17 protein-coding genes, 1 tRNA gene and 1 pseudogene are annotated in these 16,136 nt (G+C 59.6%); 7 read left to right on the forward strand and 12 right to left on the reverse strand.

The window, feature by feature from the left end; genetic code table 11:
- Window positions 1-60: 60 nt before the first annotated feature.
- From NW833_RS00925 to NW833_RS00945, 5 genes are all read right to left on the reverse strand, one after another.
- Window positions 61-1,194: a histidine kinase gene (locus tag NW833_RS00925; RefSeq protein WP_414393744.1), complete on the reverse strand. Its 1,134-nt coding sequence runs from the start codon at window positions 1,192-1,194 to the stop codon at window positions 61-63.
- Between the two features lie 56 nt (window positions 1,195-1,250).
- A complete protein-coding gene (locus NW833_RS00930; RefSeq protein ID WP_414393745.1) occupies window positions 1,251-1,427 on the reverse strand; it encodes a DUF3285 domain-containing protein in 177 nt (58 codons plus the stop codon).
- 79 nt (window positions 1,428-1,506) lie between these two features.
- Window positions 1,507-2,085, reverse strand: coding sequence for a leucyl/phenylalanyl-tRNA--protein transferase (gene aat / locus NW833_RS00935; protein ID WP_414411252.1), 579 nt, complete (start codon window positions 2,083-2,085; stop codon window positions 1,507-1,509).
- A gap of 2 nt (window positions 2,086-2,087) precedes the next feature.
- Entirely contained in the window at window positions 2,088-2,561 is a 474-nt protein-coding gene (locus tag NW833_RS00940; RefSeq protein ID WP_414393749.1) for a hypothetical protein, read from the reverse strand.
- Between the two features lie 99 nt (window positions 2,562-2,660).
- On the reverse strand, window positions 2,661-3,842 hold the full coding sequence (locus tag NW833_RS00945) for a metallophosphoesterase family protein (protein ID WP_414411239.1): 1,182 nt from the start codon (window positions 3,840-3,842) through the stop codon (window positions 2,661-2,663).
- Between the two features lie 193 nt (window positions 3,843-4,035).
- On the opposite strand from NW833_RS00945, the gene NW833_RS00950 reads away from it, so the two are divergent.
- Window positions 4,036-4,464, forward strand: a complete 429-nt coding sequence (locus NW833_RS00950; protein WP_414405319.1) for a Fur family transcriptional regulator — start codon at window positions 4,036-4,038, stop codon at window positions 4,462-4,464.
- Between the two features lies 1 nt (window position 4,465).
- Here NW833_RS00950 and NW833_RS00955 read toward each other — a convergent pair whose 3' ends face one another.
- The 3 genes from NW833_RS00955 to NW833_RS00965 all read right to left on the reverse strand — a co-directional run bounded on the left by NW833_RS00955 (window position 4,466) and on the right by NW833_RS00965 (window position 7,704).
- The gene (locus NW833_RS00955; protein ID WP_414411240.1) at window positions 4,466-6,571 is read right to left on the reverse strand and encodes a thioredoxin domain-containing protein; all 2,106 of its coding nucleotides are present in this window, start codon (window positions 6,569-6,571) and stop codon (window positions 4,466-4,468) included.
- A 90-nt stretch (window positions 6,572-6,661) separates the two neighbouring features.
- Entirely contained in the window at window positions 6,662-7,165 is a 504-nt protein-coding gene (locus tag NW833_RS00960; RefSeq protein ID WP_414410507.1) for a GNAT family N-acetyltransferase, read from the reverse strand.
- 71 nt (window positions 7,166-7,236) lie between these two features.
- Window positions 7,237-7,704 (reverse strand): SRPBCC family protein, encoded by a 468-nt coding sequence (locus NW833_RS00965; RefSeq protein WP_414411241.1) that lies wholly within the window; start codon window positions 7,702-7,704, stop codon window positions 7,237-7,239.
- A gap of 278 nt (window positions 7,705-7,982) precedes the next feature.
- Between NW833_RS00965 and NW833_RS00970 the strand changes: the two genes are divergently transcribed.
- On the forward strand, window positions 7,983-8,750 hold the full coding sequence (locus NW833_RS00970) for a DUF502 domain-containing protein (protein ID WP_414411242.1): 768 nt from the start codon (window positions 7,983-7,985) through the stop codon (window positions 8,748-8,750).
- Here the strand turns inward: NW833_RS00970 and NW833_RS00975 are convergent.
- Window positions 8,747-9,079 (reverse strand): TIGR03792 family protein, encoded by a 333-nt coding sequence (locus NW833_RS00975; protein ID WP_414411243.1) that lies wholly within the window; start codon window positions 9,077-9,079, stop codon window positions 8,747-8,749. The two genes, NW833_RS00970 and NW833_RS00975, sit on opposite strands and share 4 nt — an antisense overlap.
- A 14-nt stretch (window positions 9,080-9,093) precedes the next feature.
- Window positions 9,094-10,428 carry a 3-phosphoshikimate 1-carboxyvinyltransferase gene (aroA, locus tag NW833_RS00980; RefSeq protein WP_414393808.1) on the reverse strand — a complete coding sequence of 445 codons (1,335 nt, stop codon included), beginning with the start codon at window positions 10,426-10,428 and terminating at the stop codon, window positions 9,094-9,096.
- A 278-nt stretch (window positions 10,429-10,706) separates the two neighbouring features.
- On the opposite strand from aroA, the gene rsmH reads away from it, so the two are divergent.
- Both rsmH and NW833_RS00990 read left to right on the forward strand, forming a co-directional pair.
- Window positions 10,707-11,636 (forward strand): 16S rRNA (cytosine(1402)-N(4))-methyltransferase RsmH, encoded by a 930-nt coding sequence (rsmH, locus tag NW833_RS00985; protein ID WP_414411244.1) that lies wholly within the window; start codon window positions 10,707-10,709, stop codon window positions 11,634-11,636.
- Window positions 11,637-11,810: 174 nt separating this feature from the next.
- The gene (locus NW833_RS00990) at window positions 11,811-12,191 is read left to right on the forward strand and encodes a hypothetical protein (RefSeq protein WP_414411245.1); all 381 of its coding nucleotides are present in this window, start codon (window positions 11,811-11,813) and stop codon (window positions 12,189-12,191) included.
- Between the two features lie 31 nt (window positions 12,192-12,222).
- Here NW833_RS00990 and NW833_RS00995 read toward each other — a convergent pair whose 3' ends face one another.
- Window positions 12,223-13,083, reverse strand: coding sequence for a prephenate/arogenate dehydrogenase (locus tag NW833_RS00995; RefSeq protein ID WP_414411246.1), 861 nt, complete (start codon window positions 13,081-13,083; stop codon window positions 12,223-12,225).
- A gap of 196 nt (window positions 13,084-13,279) precedes the next feature.
- Between NW833_RS00995 and NW833_RS01000 the strand changes: the two are divergent.
- From NW833_RS01000 to NW833_RS01010, 3 genes and pseudogenes are all read left to right on the forward strand, one after another.
- Window positions 13,280-13,570 (forward strand): annotated as a pseudogene (locus NW833_RS01000) (DUF6679 family protein); the annotation flags it as partial.
- A gap of 488 nt (window positions 13,571-14,058) precedes the next feature.
- Window positions 14,059-14,130 (forward strand) — tRNA-Val (locus tag NW833_RS01005).
- Window positions 14,131-14,326: 196 nt separating this feature from the next.
- The gene (locus NW833_RS01010) at window positions 14,327-14,776 is read left to right on the forward strand and encodes a hypothetical protein (protein WP_414411247.1); all 450 of its coding nucleotides are present in this window, start codon (window positions 14,327-14,329) and stop codon (window positions 14,774-14,776) included.
- A gap of 68 nt (window positions 14,777-14,844) precedes the next feature.
- Here NW833_RS01010 and NW833_RS01015 read toward each other — a convergent pair whose 3' ends face one another.
- Window positions 14,845-16,035, reverse strand: a complete 1,191-nt coding sequence (locus NW833_RS01015; protein WP_414411248.1) for a PQQ-dependent sugar dehydrogenase — start codon at window positions 16,033-16,035, stop codon at window positions 14,845-14,847.
- Window positions 16,036-16,136: the final 101 nt, after the last annotated feature.

Genomic DNA, 16,136 nt, shown 5'->3' on the forward strand with positions numbered 1-16,136 from the left:
CATCACACGGTACTCCTCGTGCGGCCGCCCTGGTTTTGACCAATTTTTAGCGGGGGCCAGCTAGTGCCCACTGAGGCGATAGACCGGCAGGGTGAAATGAAAACTGCTGCCCTTACCTGGGATAGATTCCACCCAAATCTGGCCGTAGTGGGCACGCACGATGCGACGGCAGAGGGAAAGGCCAATGCCGTAGCCCTCCTGCTGCTGATCGCGCTCTAGGCGCACAGCCTCGGAGAAGATCTTCTCTTGCTCAGCTTCAGGGATCCCAGGGCCAGTATCGCTGACAGTCACTTGGATCTTTTGACTGGTGCGGTGAAGGATGGCAAGGCGAATAGATCCCCCGGCAGGGGTGTACTTGATGGCGTTGTCCAGGAGGTTAAAGATCACCTGGCGGATTTTGTCGGGATCCACGTGAACCGTGGGCAGATCCAGGGGAATATCGACTTGAAACTGCAACTGCTTGGCCTGGATACGGGGCTGCAGCTCCTCAATAAGCGGCTGGCATAGGCTAGCCAGTTGGGTTTCTACCGCCCGGATCCTCAGCTCCGAAGCACTGCCGCGGGCCGATTCAAGAATGTCGGTGATCATGCTGTCCATCTTGCGCAACTGCTGGCGGGCGTGCTCGAACAGTTGCCGCTCCAGAGCCTTGTCCAGGGATCCCTCGCGCGCTTGCTGCAGGGTTTCCACCGCTAGAGCTGTAGCCGTCAGGGGGCTGCGCAAATCGTGAACCAGCATCGCCAGAACGCGGTCTTTAAAATCCAGCTGTTCCCGCAATTGGGCTCGCTCTTGCCGCAGCAAGAACACCTCCTCTGACAGCTGGAGCAGCGCCTCGGTGATGGGAGGAGGGGTGGGATCCTGACCCTCCTTTTGTTGGTGGGAGGCAAGAGCCGCCTGACCCTGCCAGCGAGGCCACCACACTTCCAGTTGCGTCGCCAAGTCCTCCCCCGCCAAAACCTGGGCTGGCAAGGGCTCTGCCTTCACTAAAGCGGGGGTCACCACCAGCTTGTAGTGCTCCGCCAGGTAGGGGTGCTCTTCTAGCGGCACCACTTTTAGATGGGCAGGATATTGGCCAGGTAAGCTCTGGATGTGCCGACGGAGTTGCTCTGCCAGTTCTTCGACGTTGGCTCGGCCTTGGGCAAACAACAGCAGCCGAATGGTGGAACGGGTAGAAGCGCAATCTAGCGAGGTTTGCATAGGCCAAAGTCCAAAGGGCGGCGGGTACCTTGAGCTCACCCTCCACGCCGTTGAGCTTAGCGAAACAGGTAGGCCAGACCCACCAGCACAGCCACTAGCCCCACCGTGGTCAAGCTGAAGTGCAGGAGAGAGGTTCTGCCTTTGCGCACCATGTTGCGCATGGCCAGGCGGACATAGCTGGGCGAGGATCCCTTCTCGCTCTGCGAGGAGCTAACCGGCGAAGGCTGGGACATTGGGATGTCGGAAACGCGGGCCGATACCTCTAACCTAGCTCAAGCTGCCCCCGTTAATACACCTACGGCCACCAGCTCATCAGTCAAACCGGCAAGGGATCCCTAGGCACTGCTGCAACAGCTTTCGGTACTCTTGGCCATCCATGAGAAAAGCACCAAAGCGGGCCAGGTGCGGGTTCATTAGCTGGGCGTCAAAAAGGCGAAAGCCCCGCTCCCGCAGGTGTTCCACCAACTTCACCAGCGCCACTTTGGAGCCATTGGGAATGCGGTAAAACATCGACTCGCCAATGAAAGCCGCCCCCAAGGTAATGCCCAGGATCCCGCCTGCGAGAACTTCTCCCTGCCAGGTCTCAAAGCTGTGAGCAAACCCCGCTTGGTGCAGAGCTAGGTAAATCTGCTTTAACTCCGAGCTAATCCAGGTTTTTGGTCGAGCAGCGCAGCCCTCCACCACCTGCTCAAAAGCGCTGTTGATGCGCACCTGAAAGCGACCGCTGCGCACTAGGGGCCTCAGGGAGCGCGGACAGTGAAACCGCTCGTCCAGAGGGATTAGCGCATGCTGCCTACAGCCATACCACCCCAGGGATCCCGTCTCTTCATCGGCCATGAGAAAGTAGCCCTGGGCATAGCCGGCCACAATGGCGGTTATGTCTACCTGCATACTCATTGCCAGTTTGGCGAGAGGGTGGCGAAATCCCCCGCCTCGGCCTTGGGGTGACAATCCACACAGCCACTTACTCGCACTGGGGTAGGAAAGTCCACCTGCAGGTGCAAAGCCCGGAAGTAGCGAGACTCGGCTAGACGATAGGGCACTGGCTCCCCCTGCCGCAGCGGACGAGAGTTGGGCCGTAAATAGCCCCAAGCCAGTTGGAAAGTCACACCGGTCAAGGGCTGAATCTGCTGGCCGTAGTGGTTGGGATCCTGCAGCAGCCGTTGCCAGGTTTCGGTGGGCAACACCTGAGCGGGCAGCGCCACGTGGCAGGTGCCGCAACTGCGCACGTACTGAGCCTGCGCCAGCTGGGTCGGGGTGAGATCCTGCTGCGCTTGTACCCCAGCTAGCAGGGATCCCATCAAGCCGGCCAGCAGCGCAATCCAGCTGACAAGCCAAAATTGCCGCCGTCGTTTTAAGGAAGCCATGCTCTTGCCTTGAGTTTCAATAGATCCCCTAGTGAGTTTCCAGGATGAGCCTCTCCTGCCAGCCAGTAATCTAGAGCAGCCGGGTGCTGTTTGGCTGGCCTAATCCCGGCAGAGGGATCCAAGACGAGCCCGGCAGATGGCAATTTCCGCGGGGGTAAGGCTATCCCAGCGGACATCGCGGCGCAGAACCAAGCCATTGTGACCGGTGAGGAAGCGAGGGAGCTGGGCCTGGTCAATCACACTTAGATCCCGCATGTCGTAGGTTGTGTAGTGGGTAATCTCTGGAGAGGCGAAGTCAATGTCGATGAGGGTAAGGGTCTTGCGGGGTGGCAGGGGGCTGCCCAACAGGGGGCGGGGCCCAGAGCCGAGAGCGCCACAGTGAAGCAGCTGCAACTGTCCCTTGTAGCCAGGATAGTAGGCGTGGTGGTGGCCGCTGATGTAAACATGGACGCGGTACCTTTCCAGCAGAGCTCGCTTGACTTCAGCATCCAGCAGCACTTCCCCCGGATGGTCGCGCCCGACGGCAACGGCATAGAGGGGCAGGTGACCAATGACGATGCGCAGCTTGGCCTGTTGAGCCCGCTCGCTGGCTAGCGCTGCTTCTGCCCAAGCCATCTGTTCAGGGGGAATGAAGTTGCAGCTAGCATCCCAAACTAGGTAGAAAACCCCATCTTTTTCAAAGGTGTAATAGAAGGGGAAATCGCCCCGATCCACAAAATTCAGGCCAGGATCATGGGCGGGATCGTTCCAAAACTCGCGCGCCAGATCCCGTTCCTTTTGAAAGAGAAAACCACCGCGGGCGTTGCGGGCACAGGAAGCATCGTGGTTGCCCAAGGTAAAGCCATAGGGCAGTTGGGCAGCGCGCAGCGGAGCTGCCACATGTTGGTCAAAGGCTGCCCACATGGCGCGGATGCGCTCTTCGGAAAGGCGGGGATCCTGCCCTGCCACCATGTCCCCTCCTCCCAAGACGATATCCGGCTGGAAGTAGGGGATGAGGCGGATGGCCCGATCCACCTCTGGGTCGTAGTCCACCGAGCCGTAGAGGCCATTTAGGTCACTAATCACCACGAGGCGCAGATCTCGGCGGGGAGGGATGTAGAAGCTGCGAGGAGTTTCGGGATGGGGGACAGCCGTAGGGGTGGGCTGCGGCAGCAGAGGTGGCGCTTTCCTTGTCGGCTTTGGCTGAGAAGCCAGGGGCTGCCGACTGGCCCAGTAGGCCCCTGCCCATCCGCTGCTAACGGCTAACCCCAACAAGCCTAGGAGCAGCTTGCGCCGCCGCATCCTAACTCCTCCTCCACACCCCAGCGGTATTGTAGAAAATGAACAGGCTGCTGTTGGCGCCACGGCCTGGAGAGGTCGACGGCCAGTTTTTTTGAAGGCTTTGGGGTGGCTTCTAGAAGCCAAATCGCGGATGCTAGGCTAAGTTGGATTGGCAATTCGCTATCTCGAACTCGGTATGGCTTGAGGTTTTCCCATGCCTCGCCCTGTGGATTCCTTGGAAGCTGCGCTAGAGCGATGCCGGGAGTGCAATCTTCGTCTTAGCCGGCAGCGCCGCTACATTTTGGAACTCTTGTGGCAATGTGGCGAGCACCTCTCGGCGCGAGAAATCTACGACCGTCTTAATCGGCAAGGCAAGCCCATTGGCCACACTTCCGTCTATCAGAACCTAGAGGCTCTGGCTAGGCACAACATCATTGAGTGCCTGGATCGCGCTGATGGGCGCCGCTACGGCAGGTGTACCCACCCCCACAGCCATGTCAATTGTCTAGATAGCAACCGCATTCTCGACGTAGAGGTAGAGTTGCCGCCGGAGTTGCTGGCTGAGGTGGAGCAAAAGACCGGCACCCGCATCCACAGCTATCGCATCGAGTTCTTTGGTGTGGAAAATCCAGGAAGAAGCTAAGTCAGTAGGAGCGGTTTTGTCCCCTGTTGATCTGAGACTGGATTTGTTCCAGCGAGCTAGCCGGAGCCAGGCACTTGCTGCCCCAGCACACTAGGCCCACCGTCCCGGCAGGCAGGGGCTCTGCTTCTGCGGGCAAGCTAAAGACGGCAGTGGGCCAGGAGCGCTGTTGGAAGGTGGGAATGTGCTCAGCTCCTAAGGTCACCTTCACCCAGTTGCTGTACCAGTCTAGCCCAAGGAATAGAGTGGGACAGACCCGCGGCTGGGTGCTCATGGGGTGGGCAAAAGTTTTCAGGGCCTGCTCTGCTCGCTCCAGATAGTCCAGATCGCCCGTGAGGGCAGCCAGACGCACCAGGTTGGCGATGGCCACACCATTGGCTGACGGCATGGCGCTGTCCTGGAAGTCTTTCTCCCGCACCAGGAGTTCAGCGGCGCTCTGGGCATCGCTGACAAAGTAACCTCCCCTGGCCGTATCCCACAGTTGCGCGTCCATCTCCTGCTGCAACTGGATGGCAGCCTCCAGCCAGTACTGGGAAGTGGGATCCCCTGCTCGACCTAGGCAGGCCTGGTGCAGATCCAACAGGGCCTTGATGAAGAGGGCGTAGTCTTCGGATTTGGCAGGCACCTGGGGTGTGCCGTCGTAGTTCAACCGCAGCAGGGATCCCGTGTCGGGATGGCGCTGGCGGCTAAGGATGAACTGGGCAGCCCCCAGAGCCAACTGCAGGTACTCCTCGTCGCCAAACACTTGGTAGGCCCGTGCCAGCCCCGAGATCATCAGGCCGTTCCAGGAGACGATCATCTTGGTGTCCGTAACAGGCGGGATCCGCCCTGGCCAAGGGTGTTGGCGGGCCGATTGGGCATCTACTGCCGGCGGGAAGGGGATCCTGCGCTCGGTGGAGCCGTAGCGAGCCCGAAACAGATGAGTGGTCAAGGCGGTCTCGACTTCCGGCGGCAGCTCTCCCCCCTGTTGGCGCTGGAGGACAATGCAGCCGGGCCGGTCGGGGAAATTGCCCCCTGGCAACAGGAAGAAAGCCTGCTGCAGAGCGCGGAAGGTTTCTTCATCGAGCAAATCTTGCAGCTCCTGCCAGCGCCAGACATAGAACTCCCCCTCCTCGGGCTCCGCATCTTCTCGCCGGGCAAAACTATCGGCATCCTGGGCCGCATAGAAATACCCAGCAGGAGCTGTCATCTCCCGCGCCACCCACTCCACCGTCAGGCGCACCGCCCGCTCGATGGCAGCGTCCCGGATGCCGTGGGCCCACAGCTCTGCCAAGAACTCCAAGATCTGCCCGTTGTCGTAGAGCATCTTTTCAAAGTGGGGCACCGTCCAGGTGGGATCCACGGTGTAGCGGTGAAAGCCACCGGCCACATGGTCGAAGATCCCGCCCAACACCAGGGCCATGGCCCGCTCCTTAGCCCGTTCCAGAGCTGTCGGCAAGCCGTCGATCCCTTCCGGCGGGTCGAAGCGGGCCGAGCGCAGCACCAACTGGGCATAGGGCATCATGGGGAACTGCTGCACCGCCCCAGCGTTGGTGAGCAAGGGCTGGATCTTGGCGATCCCGGAGCGCAGTAAGTCGGGTGGAATATGGTCTTCTGGCACTAGGTCGCTGAGGGTGGTCAGGGCCGTCAAAATCTGGCCCTTTATCTCCGCAATTTTTTCTTTTTCCTGCCGGTAAAACTGCAGGACGCGCTGCAGCACCGTTAGAAACCCTGGCCGGCCAAAGCGGGGCTTCACGGGAAAATAGGTGCCTGCATAAAACGGCACCAGGTCATTGGGTGTGAGAAAGACATTGAGAGGCCACCCTCCCTGCCCGCTCATGAGTTGCAGCGCCTGCATGTAGATGCTGTCCAGATCGGGCCGCTCCTCGCGATCGACCTTGATGGGCAAAAAGTGGGCATTCAAGAAAGCGGCAATCTCGGGGTCGGAAAAGGCCTCTCCCTCCATGACTGTGCACCAGTGGCAACTGGAGTAGCCAATGGACAGAAAAATCGGCTTATCCTCAGCCCGGGCCTTCTCCAGGGCCTCCGGGATCCAAGGCCACCAATCCACTGGATTATTGGCGTGCTTGCGCAGATAGAGGCTAGAACACGTGGCGAGGCGATTGGCCATAGGTAAACCCTCTCACCTTTTTTGCTCAGGCTAGCGCGTCCTCCCCTCGAGGCCAAGCCAGACCCCTGTTGTCGCCCCTTGCCTTGGGGGTTAGACCTGCTCCTGTTTGGCGGCTGGGATTAAAAACTCCAGCGATCGCCCATAGAGAACCAAAGTGGTGCTGGGGTTTTCCACAAAACCAATCCGCTCGTAAAAGCCGCGCTGATGGGTAGTGAACACGTAGATGCGCTCCACCGACTGCAGGTGGGGATGGCTAATTAGGGTTTCCACCAGCTTGCGCCCAATGCCTTGGCGGCGGTAGTCGGAGTCCACCACAATATCCCAGAGGACGGCCCGGTAAACTCCATCGGAGGTGGCGCGGCCAAAGCCAATCAGGCGCTCCCCGTCCCAGGCGCTGACCACCGGATGGCTGTGGGCAATGGCCCGCTCCATCTCGTCCCGACGGCGGTTTTGCGCCCAAAAGGCATTGCGGTTCAATAGCAGCAGAAGCTGCTCCAAGTCCAGCTCGCCCCGCTCTAGAGAAAAGCGAATGTTGCGGTTGTCAACAGGCTGAGAAGAAGAGGCAACAAGAGGCTGAGGAGGGGGATCGGGCATGTTCAAATCTTTGCCGCAGCGAGAGTGGTCAAGCAAGGAGCCGAGAAGACAGCTTGCCCAACCAGGCGGAGCTAGCTGGCCGAGGCGCTGTCAGAGCTTAACCTCGCCTGCTCCAAGGCATAGGCTTTGAAGCGCTCCAAGTCCGCTTGGATGGTGCTTTCCACTACCTTACCCACGAACAGGCCATCTAGAATTTTGCCCAGAATGCCTGGAATCTTGTAGGCCACTGACAGCTTCACAAGGGTACTACCCTTGCGATCATAAAACCGCAGCGCCCCCCGATTGGGCAGCCCTTCCACCGATTGCCAGGCGATGCGTTGGTGTTTCACCACCGTGTGGGTGCGGGAGATCCAACTGAAGGTAAAGCCGCGCGTAGCAAGCGTCCACCGCGATAGGTCGTGATCCAGCAATTCCACCGAGCGAATCCACTGCATCCAACGCGGCATGAGGGCCAGGTTGGACCACAGCTCCCAAACCTGTTCAATGGGAACCGGCACCTCCACCTGACAGGTGTGCTCTAACCAATCTGACTCCGCCATGGCGCCTCCCACACAAGATGTAGCAGAAAGGGGAAGCCACCCTCAGCCCTGGCCACCAAGCCGCTGGGGGATCCCTGCCTTTACAAAATTTTATATCGGCCTAAGATAGCATTATCAGCCCAAGGCAAAATCGGGGGCTTTGCGCCTTTGGCCAGCAAAGTGCGGTCGATGCCTATTATGAGGTGAGGCAGAAGGGGGGTATCATGATTGCCACCTGCAAGCTTCACCTGCATTGGCCCGCTGCACTCAGCTGTTTGACTTGACGGGACGACCTCACCATGGTTTCTCAGTGGAAACAGCATCTTAAAAACTACTTCGTGGCGGGATTGCTGGTGGTGATTCCTCTAGCAACCACCATTTGGCTGATGGTGGAAGTGGCCACCTGGAGCATCGGTTTTCTGACCAGCATTCCTAAGCCGTTTAACCCCATCCAAGGGCTGCACCCCATCCTGGTTAACCTCATCAACCTGGCGGTGGGCTTGCTGACGCCAATCTTGCTTATTTTGTTGATTGGCTTCATGGCCCGCAACATTGTCGGCCAGTGGCTGCTCAACCTAAGCGAGCAGCTGCTCCATGCCATCCCAGTGGCGGGGCTGGTGTACAAAACCCTAAAGCAATTGCTCAGTGTCCTATTTGCTCCCAACAACCAGGGGTTTCGGCGGGTGGTGCTGGTAGAATACCCCCGGCCAGGGATCTGGGCTTTGGCTTTTGTGACGGGCAGCATTCAAACTCCCATCCGAATGGGCGGGCCCCAGCGTTCCCTTAGCGTGTTTATCCCCACCACTCCCAACCCAACCACCGGCTGGTATGCGATCGTGCCAGAAGATCAAGTGGTGGAGGTGTTCATGCCGGTGGAGGATGCTTTTAAGATGCTCATCTCCGGTGGGATCGTGACCCCGGAAACCTTTGAGGCTGGGCTGCAGCGGCGCGAGGGAGGTCTGGCGGTAACCATGCCCAGCTTGCGGGAGCTGGTGGAACAAGAGCGGGCGGCAGCCTCTGCTAGCACGGACTCAACGGCTGCCGAGGTGGGCTTTGAGGCTTCTTAGCTGGCCGGTTCCTCTCCTAGGAGGTTGGGCTGCCAGAGCTGGTATTCTTTGGCTTGCTCCAGGCGCACGTAGAAGGGCTGCATCTGCCGATCCAAGGCTTCCGCTCGCTCTGGGGGGAAAGCTTTCCAGGCGGCGCGGCTAGCCCAGCGAATGACGAGGTGAACAAGTTCGGGATCCTCGGCGTCAAGCCAGACTTCCTTGCCCAGAAAACCCGGCTGTTGGCGCAGGGCCGCTCCCCAGATCCGCTCGTCTTCCCGAAGGAAAGCCCCCTGGCCGCCGGGGGGAACTCGAAAGCAGAGGTGTTCGATGGCAATAGGCTGGTCGGACATCGGCAAAAGTTGTCTTAAGACGCTAATGAAGCGTTGGTCAGCCGCTGCAGGGTGGGAATGAAGTCGGGGTAGGAGATGCGGGCGCAGTCGGCACCGCTGAGGGTGGTGGATCCCTGGGCGGCCAGGGCAGCTACCATCAAGCTCATGGCGATACGGTGGTCGGCGTGGCTGTCCACCTCTGCTCCCTGCAAGGGGATCCCTCCTTTGATTTCCAGGCCGTCGGGATATTCGGTTACCTGGGCACCCATGCGGCTGAGTTCCTGAGCGATGGCCGCCAAGCGGTCACTTTCTTTTACCCGCAATTCCGCTGCATCGCGAATGACCGTAGTTCCTTCGGCAAAGGCTGCTGCCACCGCCAAAACCGGGATCTCGTCGATTAGGGTGGGAATCAGCTCGCCGCCGATGCTACAGCCTCGCAAACGGGCCGAGCGCACGCGCAGATCCCCCAGAGGCTCGCCGGTCACTTCCCGCTGGTTCTCCACTTGAATGTCGGCCCCCATCTCCTGCAGCACCTGCAGCAGCCCGGTGCGGGTGGGGTTGAGGCCCACACCCTCTAGCAGCAATTCGCTCTCGGGCACAATCGAGCCCGCCACCAACCAGAAGGCTGCCGAGCTGATGTCCCCGGGCACCTGCACCGTCTGGCCCACCAGGCGGGATCCCCCCACCACCGCCACGGTTTTTGTCGCCACATCGACCTGGATCTCGGCCCCAAAAGCCCGCAACATTCGCTCCGAGTGGTCGCGGGAAAGGGCCGGCTCCGTAACCTGGGTGGTGCCTTCTGCCAGCAGGCCCGCCAGCAGCAGGCAGGACTTTACCTGGGCCGAGGCCACAGGCGAGTGGTAGTGGATCCCCTTTAAGGATCCCCCCTGCACAGCCAGAGGTGCCAGGTTGCCCCCCGCCCGCCCCCAGATCTGAGCCCCCATCTGCCGCAGCGGCTCCACCACCCGCCCCATAGGCCGCGAGCGCAGGGAGCGATCCCCAGTGACGGCAAAAAAGCGCCCCCGCTGGCCAGCCAGGATTCCCAACATCAGGCGCAAGGTGGTGCCGGAATTGCCGGCATCCAAGACATCTGCCGGCTCCTGTAGGCGATCCAGACCCACTCCTCGGATGCGCACACACTCGCTGTTGAGCTCAGGGATCTCGACTCCCAAAGCCCGAAAGCAAGCCGCTGTGCTGTGGGGATCTTCCCCTAATGACAGACCCTGGATGACCGTTTCCCCTTCCGCCAGGGATCCCAGCATCAGAGCACGGTGGGAGATGGACTTGTCCCCTGGAACCTTAATCTGGCCGCGTAGGCCCCGGGCAGGGGAGAGCGTCAGGACGTTGGGAGAAGCAGCAGTGGTTAGCACGGCAGCCGTAAGGAGACTAGGGGCAGTCTCAATGATACGTTGAACCCACACCGCTCTTGCCGGCAGTTGGACTTGGGAAAGACAGCCTGTATTTTGACGTGGTGTAGTGCAGAGCCTCCAAATTAACACATCGTGAGGCTTGGCTAGGTCGACTGCCCTTGTCTGGGCTGCTCAGCTGCGCGGTAGCAAGGATTGCCTGCAGATTCCCGATGGCCTGGTGGCCCGGGAAAAAGCCTGGATAGAATCATCGAGGTTGCCCCTCTGCAGCCACTGACCTCATGGACTTGCCGGAAACTCGGCTCGGGGAGAGCTTGCTGTACCACCACGAGTCCGTTTTGACCGAGGAGGTGATGGCTTACCTGCAACCCCAGCAGGGCGGTACGTTTTTGGACGTAACCTTGGGAGGAGGCGGACACACCTTGGCCCTACTGCAGGGGGGAGCAGAACGGGTGGTGGGGCTGGATCGGGATCCGCTGGCTTTGCAGGCAGCTCGGGCGCGCTTGGCAGCAGCAGGGATCCTCCAGGAGCGCATCCAGCTTTGGCACCTCAACTTCGCCGATTTCGATCCGCAGCGGCACGGCTGGCGCGACGAGCAAGGGCGGCCTATCCTCTTCGATGGCATCGTGGCCGACCTGGGGGTGAGCTCGCCCCAATTGGACTGCCCTGAGCGCGGATTTAGCTTTCGCGCTGAAGGGCCGCTAGATATGCGCATGGATCCCACTGCCGATCAGGAAACCGCTGCTGATTGGGTTAACCGCCGCCCTGCCGAGGACTTGATCGACATTTTCGTTCGCTATGGCGAGGAGCGCTTTGCCCGCCGCATCGCCCATCACATCGAACGCTCCCGCCCCCTTTTTACCACTACCCAACTGGCCCAGGTAGTCTGGCAGGCAGTACCGCCGGCAGCAAGGCGGGGCCGCATCCACCCAGCTACGCGGGTCTTTCAGGCCCTGCGCATTGCCGTGAACCGAGAACTGGAAGCCCTGGAAACCCTGCTGGCCCAGGCTCCCGCTTGGCTAAAGCCCGGCGGTAGGTTGGCTGTAATCAGCTTCCACAGTCTGGAAGATCGCCTAGTGAAATGGGCCTTCCGTACGGATCCCCGCTGGCAGGTGCTCACCCCTAAACCTCTGCGCCCTTCCCAGCAGGAGCAGCAACGCAATCCCCGGGCCCGCTCTGCCAAACTGCGAGTAGCTGCCCGCCTCGGATAGAGTGGAACCCAGTTGGCAGCAAGTGCTTGCTGGGTGAGGCGTATGGTTAGCCAAAACACAAGCCGTAGTCGCAGCTTTCTCCCTATCCAGCCCAGAACTGCAACTTTGGCTCCCTCTTCCCACTCCAAAACAGCTTTGTCTCCTGCCGCTTACAAAGGCAGCTCCCCTCAACCTTTGAAGTCCGCCCATCCCCGCCGTTGGGATCCCACCTGGAGAGAGCATCTCATCTGGTGGCACCAGGTTTCCACCGGCATGGCCATCGTCTCGGGGTTAGCGGTGCTAAGTGTCTATAGTTGGACAGTGCGTACCCAAAGCCAATGGAGCCAGCACTACCAGGTTTGGCAGCGGCTGCAACGCCATGAGCAGCAGTTTCTCCTCACTCAAGAATCCATCGTCAATTCTCTGCGAGAGATTGCCGAGCGCTCCGATATGGTTTCTCTAGCGCCAGAGCGGACGATCGAGGTTCCCATTGCTCCCCCCCGCCGAGTTTCGGGGCAGGGTCAAAACACCCCCCAGCAAGCCAAAGCTAGCCCCTTTTATCCAGTTGGGTATTGAGCAGCCAGTTGCAACAGCCACAGCTAGTCACCTAAGGCGCCCCTTGATTTACTGGAAACTGCTGCCATTCCTGGCGGACTCGCTGCAGCTTCTGGAGTAGCTCTTCCCACTGTTCGCCCTCGATTAGCTGCTCTAGTACCTTCAACTCAGCTTGGTAGCCGCGCAGAGCAGCTAGCAGCGCTTGCCGGTTGTAGCGGGCCATCTCTAGCCCTAACTGCGGGATCCCACCGCCAACCCGACTTGTATCTCGAAAGCCACTGCTGGCCAAAGTGCGGGCCAGTGCCAGAATATCGGGGTTTCCCTCTTGGCTAACGGCGGCAATTAAGCCAGCTCCCACCATGACCGGCAGATGGCTAACCCAAGCTACTGCCTGATCGTGACGGACAGGATCGGCAAGGACAACTTCGGCACCCACTGCTGCCACTAGCTCCTGCATCACCGCGAGGGCTTGGGGTTGCGTCTGGGGAATGGGAGTGAGCACATAGGGTCGCCCCAGAAACAAGTTAGCTTCCGCTCCCTGGATCCCTTGTAACGTCTTGCCGGCCATGGGGTGCCCCCCCACGAATAGGGGCCATAGCGCTGTTGCCGGCCCAACAATTGGCTGCTTGACGGAGCCGACATCGCTTACCACTGTCTGGGGCGCCAGATAGGGCACCAGGGCTGCCAGGGTGGCCAACACCTGCTCCAGGGGAGTACAGATCACCACCACCTGAGGGTTGAAAAGCGTCAACTGGGCCAACTCGGTTCCGCAGCCCTGAACCGCTCCACGTTCTAGGGCCTCTTGACAGGTAGCCGGATTGCGGCTGATCCCCCAGACGGAGTACCCTGCTTCGGTAAGCTTAAGAGCCAGGGATCCGCCGATCAACCCCAACCCGACAATAGCGATGCGCATACTGTCTCCTTGAAGATCAAGGCTTTGCCAAAGCCGGCGGCAGAGGGAGACTGCCTTTTGGGATTTCTTCCGGATTAGAAAGTTAATTCTGCCCCATGAAGGGCATACAGGGGAGGGATCCAGCCGCTAAGATGGAAGGGTGAACTGGGTAACCCCCACAACAGTTCGCCCGGATCTTTTATCGCAGGAGGGAACCGTGCTTCATCGTAGGATCTATCAACTCAGCCGCGAAGGCAAGGAAGTGTGGATCTACCTGCGCGATCAGGGACGCTGGCTGGAACGAGCCAAGATCCTCGATATCGAGGGGGACACCATCCTGGTTCGCTACGAAACAGAGGATGAAGAGGAGATTTGCTCCTGGGAGGAGATGATTCGTCTGGAGAGCATTGGGGCTGTCGCCCAGCGCCTCTCTTCCATCCCAAAAGGAGTGCTTAGCACTTCCGACCTGCCCACAGCCGAGGATTGCCCTCCTGCTGAACTCCTCCGTTTACCATCCTCCCCTCGCGCCACAGAGCCCCTCAACGGAGAGCGTGCCAGCAGCGAGCGCCTTGGGGAAGAGCTGGAGCGGGAGGCCTCTGCCCTTCGCGAGAGCGGAATGGAGTCCCTGAGGCCGCTGCTCCCGAACGGAGAGGAGCTCAAACGGGTAGATCGGTTCCGGAACGACCCAGAAGGCCAGCGGGAGGGTAACCACGACTAGGTTGAAGTTTTCTGGAGATCGACAGGAAGGCGTCCCAACGTCGTCCGGGACAGGGGCAAATGGCAAGGAGGCCGTAGAACTCCTCTGCATAGGGCTCTAGCTGACAAGGGGAGGTCACTTGCCCATCGCGCGGGTCGATCTCGGCCTGTAGGGCAACTGCTTCTTCGCCCAGTCAAGGGCTTTAGTCCTCGTTCGCAACAGCGGTGCGGAGCACCTCTCTTGTCCAGTGTTGTAGCAGCAGTGGTACAATAGAGGCTAGCTTTAGTAAACCCTAGAAAGGGCGGTTAGCGCAGCGGTAGCGCACTTCCTTCACACGGAAGGGGCCACAAGTTCGAATCTTGTACCGCCCATAAATTTCGGCCTTTGGCGGGCAAGCTTTCCCTGCAAGGTGTTGCTTCTATCTACAGGCTCCCTTGAGGAGGGGCCACTGGTTGTCTGACGGGCAACTTCTGACACACCCCCCTTTGCGCAAGTGCTTCGAGCTGGGTGGACTATGCAGCTACGGGAATCCCACTGCTGTAACCAGAAGCTAGAAGATATCGATTCATGAAACCCTTTGCCAATCCTCCTCAGCCATTGACTGCCAGCGAGTTTTTATCCCACTTAGAGGAGATAACGAGAGCTTACGAAGTCAAGACATCTATCATCACCTTCTACAGCAGAATTTGGAGTCAGGTATTCGACCTCAAACTTTCTAGGGGCCAATGGATTTTTGGGAACAGCCCCCACTGGGGAGCGCTTCTGGAAGCTAAGCTCCGGAAAAGCGAATACTATCCAATATCTTGCGTTGTCAGAACCTTCACTGACGAAAAGCACAAGCGCGGGGCTCCAAACAGCAAAACTATCTTGATCCCAACCAAAGATCTGAGAATGTTTTTTCTTCCGGCTCCAGGTCAGGTTATTAAGCTAACTCCGGAGGAGTGCTTTGCCTGCCACAACACAGATGCCCAAACAGGAGGGCCACTCCCCATCGAGCAAGATGTTAAGTTCTTGTAGTGGCAGCAGTGGGAGTTGGGAAACCCTGTTGGGGCTAATCCTACAGGACCAGGGCTATTTGACCTCAATCAAGAGCTTGGCTCCAAGCGCAACAGGGATCCGTTGGGGGCGTCAGTCAACAAGTAGAGCAAGCCATCCGGCCCCTGACGCACATCCCGGATACGGCCGACAACTCCCTCTAGGAGACGCTCCTCAGCCACCACCCGATTCCCTTCCAAAACCAGCCGTGCCAAATGCTGGCCAGCCAGTGCTCCCACAAAGAGGTTGCCCCGCCATTCGGGAAAGACGTCTCCCGTGTAAAAGGTCATGCCAGAGGGAGCAATGGAGGGGGTCCAGTGAAGCAGCGGCGAAGCCAATCCAGGAGCTGCTGCTAGTCCCTTGCCAACTGGTTCGCCGCTGTACTCGCGGCCATGGGTGATTAAAGGCCAGCCGTAGTTCACGCCGGGAGCGAGGATGTTGATCTCATCTCCCCCTTTGGGCCCATGTTCGTGTATCCAAATAGCCCCTGTTTCCGGGTGGCGGGCCATTCCCTGAATGTTGCGGTGGCCATAGGTGAAAATTGCTGGCAGAGCCCCTGCTTGCCCAACAAAGGGGTTGTCTTTCGGGATCCCGCCCGTGTCGGTAAGGCGCAACACCTTGCCTGCTGCATCCCCCAGATCCTGAGCCCGATTCCGTTCTCCGCGATCCCCAGTACTGATGTAGAGAAACCCTTCTTCGTCAAAGACCAAGCGGGAGCCGAAGTGCTGCTGGGCAGGCGTCTTGCGCTCCATGTCAAAAATCACTTCCAGGTCCTGGAGTCCCTTTTTCCCTAGGCGGGCCCGCGCCACTCGTGTCCCCCCTCCACCCGGCCCGGGAGCCGCGTAGGACAAGTAGATCCAGCCGTTCTCCGCGTAGTTGGGGTGCAAAGCGATATCCAGCAGTCCCCCTTGGCCGCGGGCAAACACCTCCGGCACCCCGGCTATGGGCTGGGGATCCAACCCTCGGTCGGTAACCCGCCGCAGGCGGCCCGGACGTTCGGTAACCAAAATGGTTCCATCTGGCAGAAAAGCCATCCCCCACGGATGCTCCAGGCCGGTTGCCAAGGTTACCACCCGAAAGCGTTGCTTCGTTTTGGCTCTGGGCAGCGCTTGAGCGTGATCCCCCCGTTGCAGAGACATGACCGTTTTGGGGCTGACCGGATAGGCCCCTACGGCAACAGGGGCGGACAGCCCTCCCAAAAGCAGCAGTGAGGAGAGAAGCTTTATCACCGAGATCCTCATGGCGATTGCCGCCTCGTTTTCGCAATAGAGCTAAGGGCAGGCGTTGTTCTCTCTCGGCTTTAGGTTAGCCCTGAGGGCGGCGATCTGTCCCCAAACCATTA

Origin of the sequence: Synechococcus sp. O70.1 (assembly GCF_047462215.1) — a bacterium.
Taxonomy (GTDB): domain Bacteria; phylum Cyanobacteriota; class Cyanobacteriia; order Thermostichales; family Thermostichaceae; genus Thermostichus.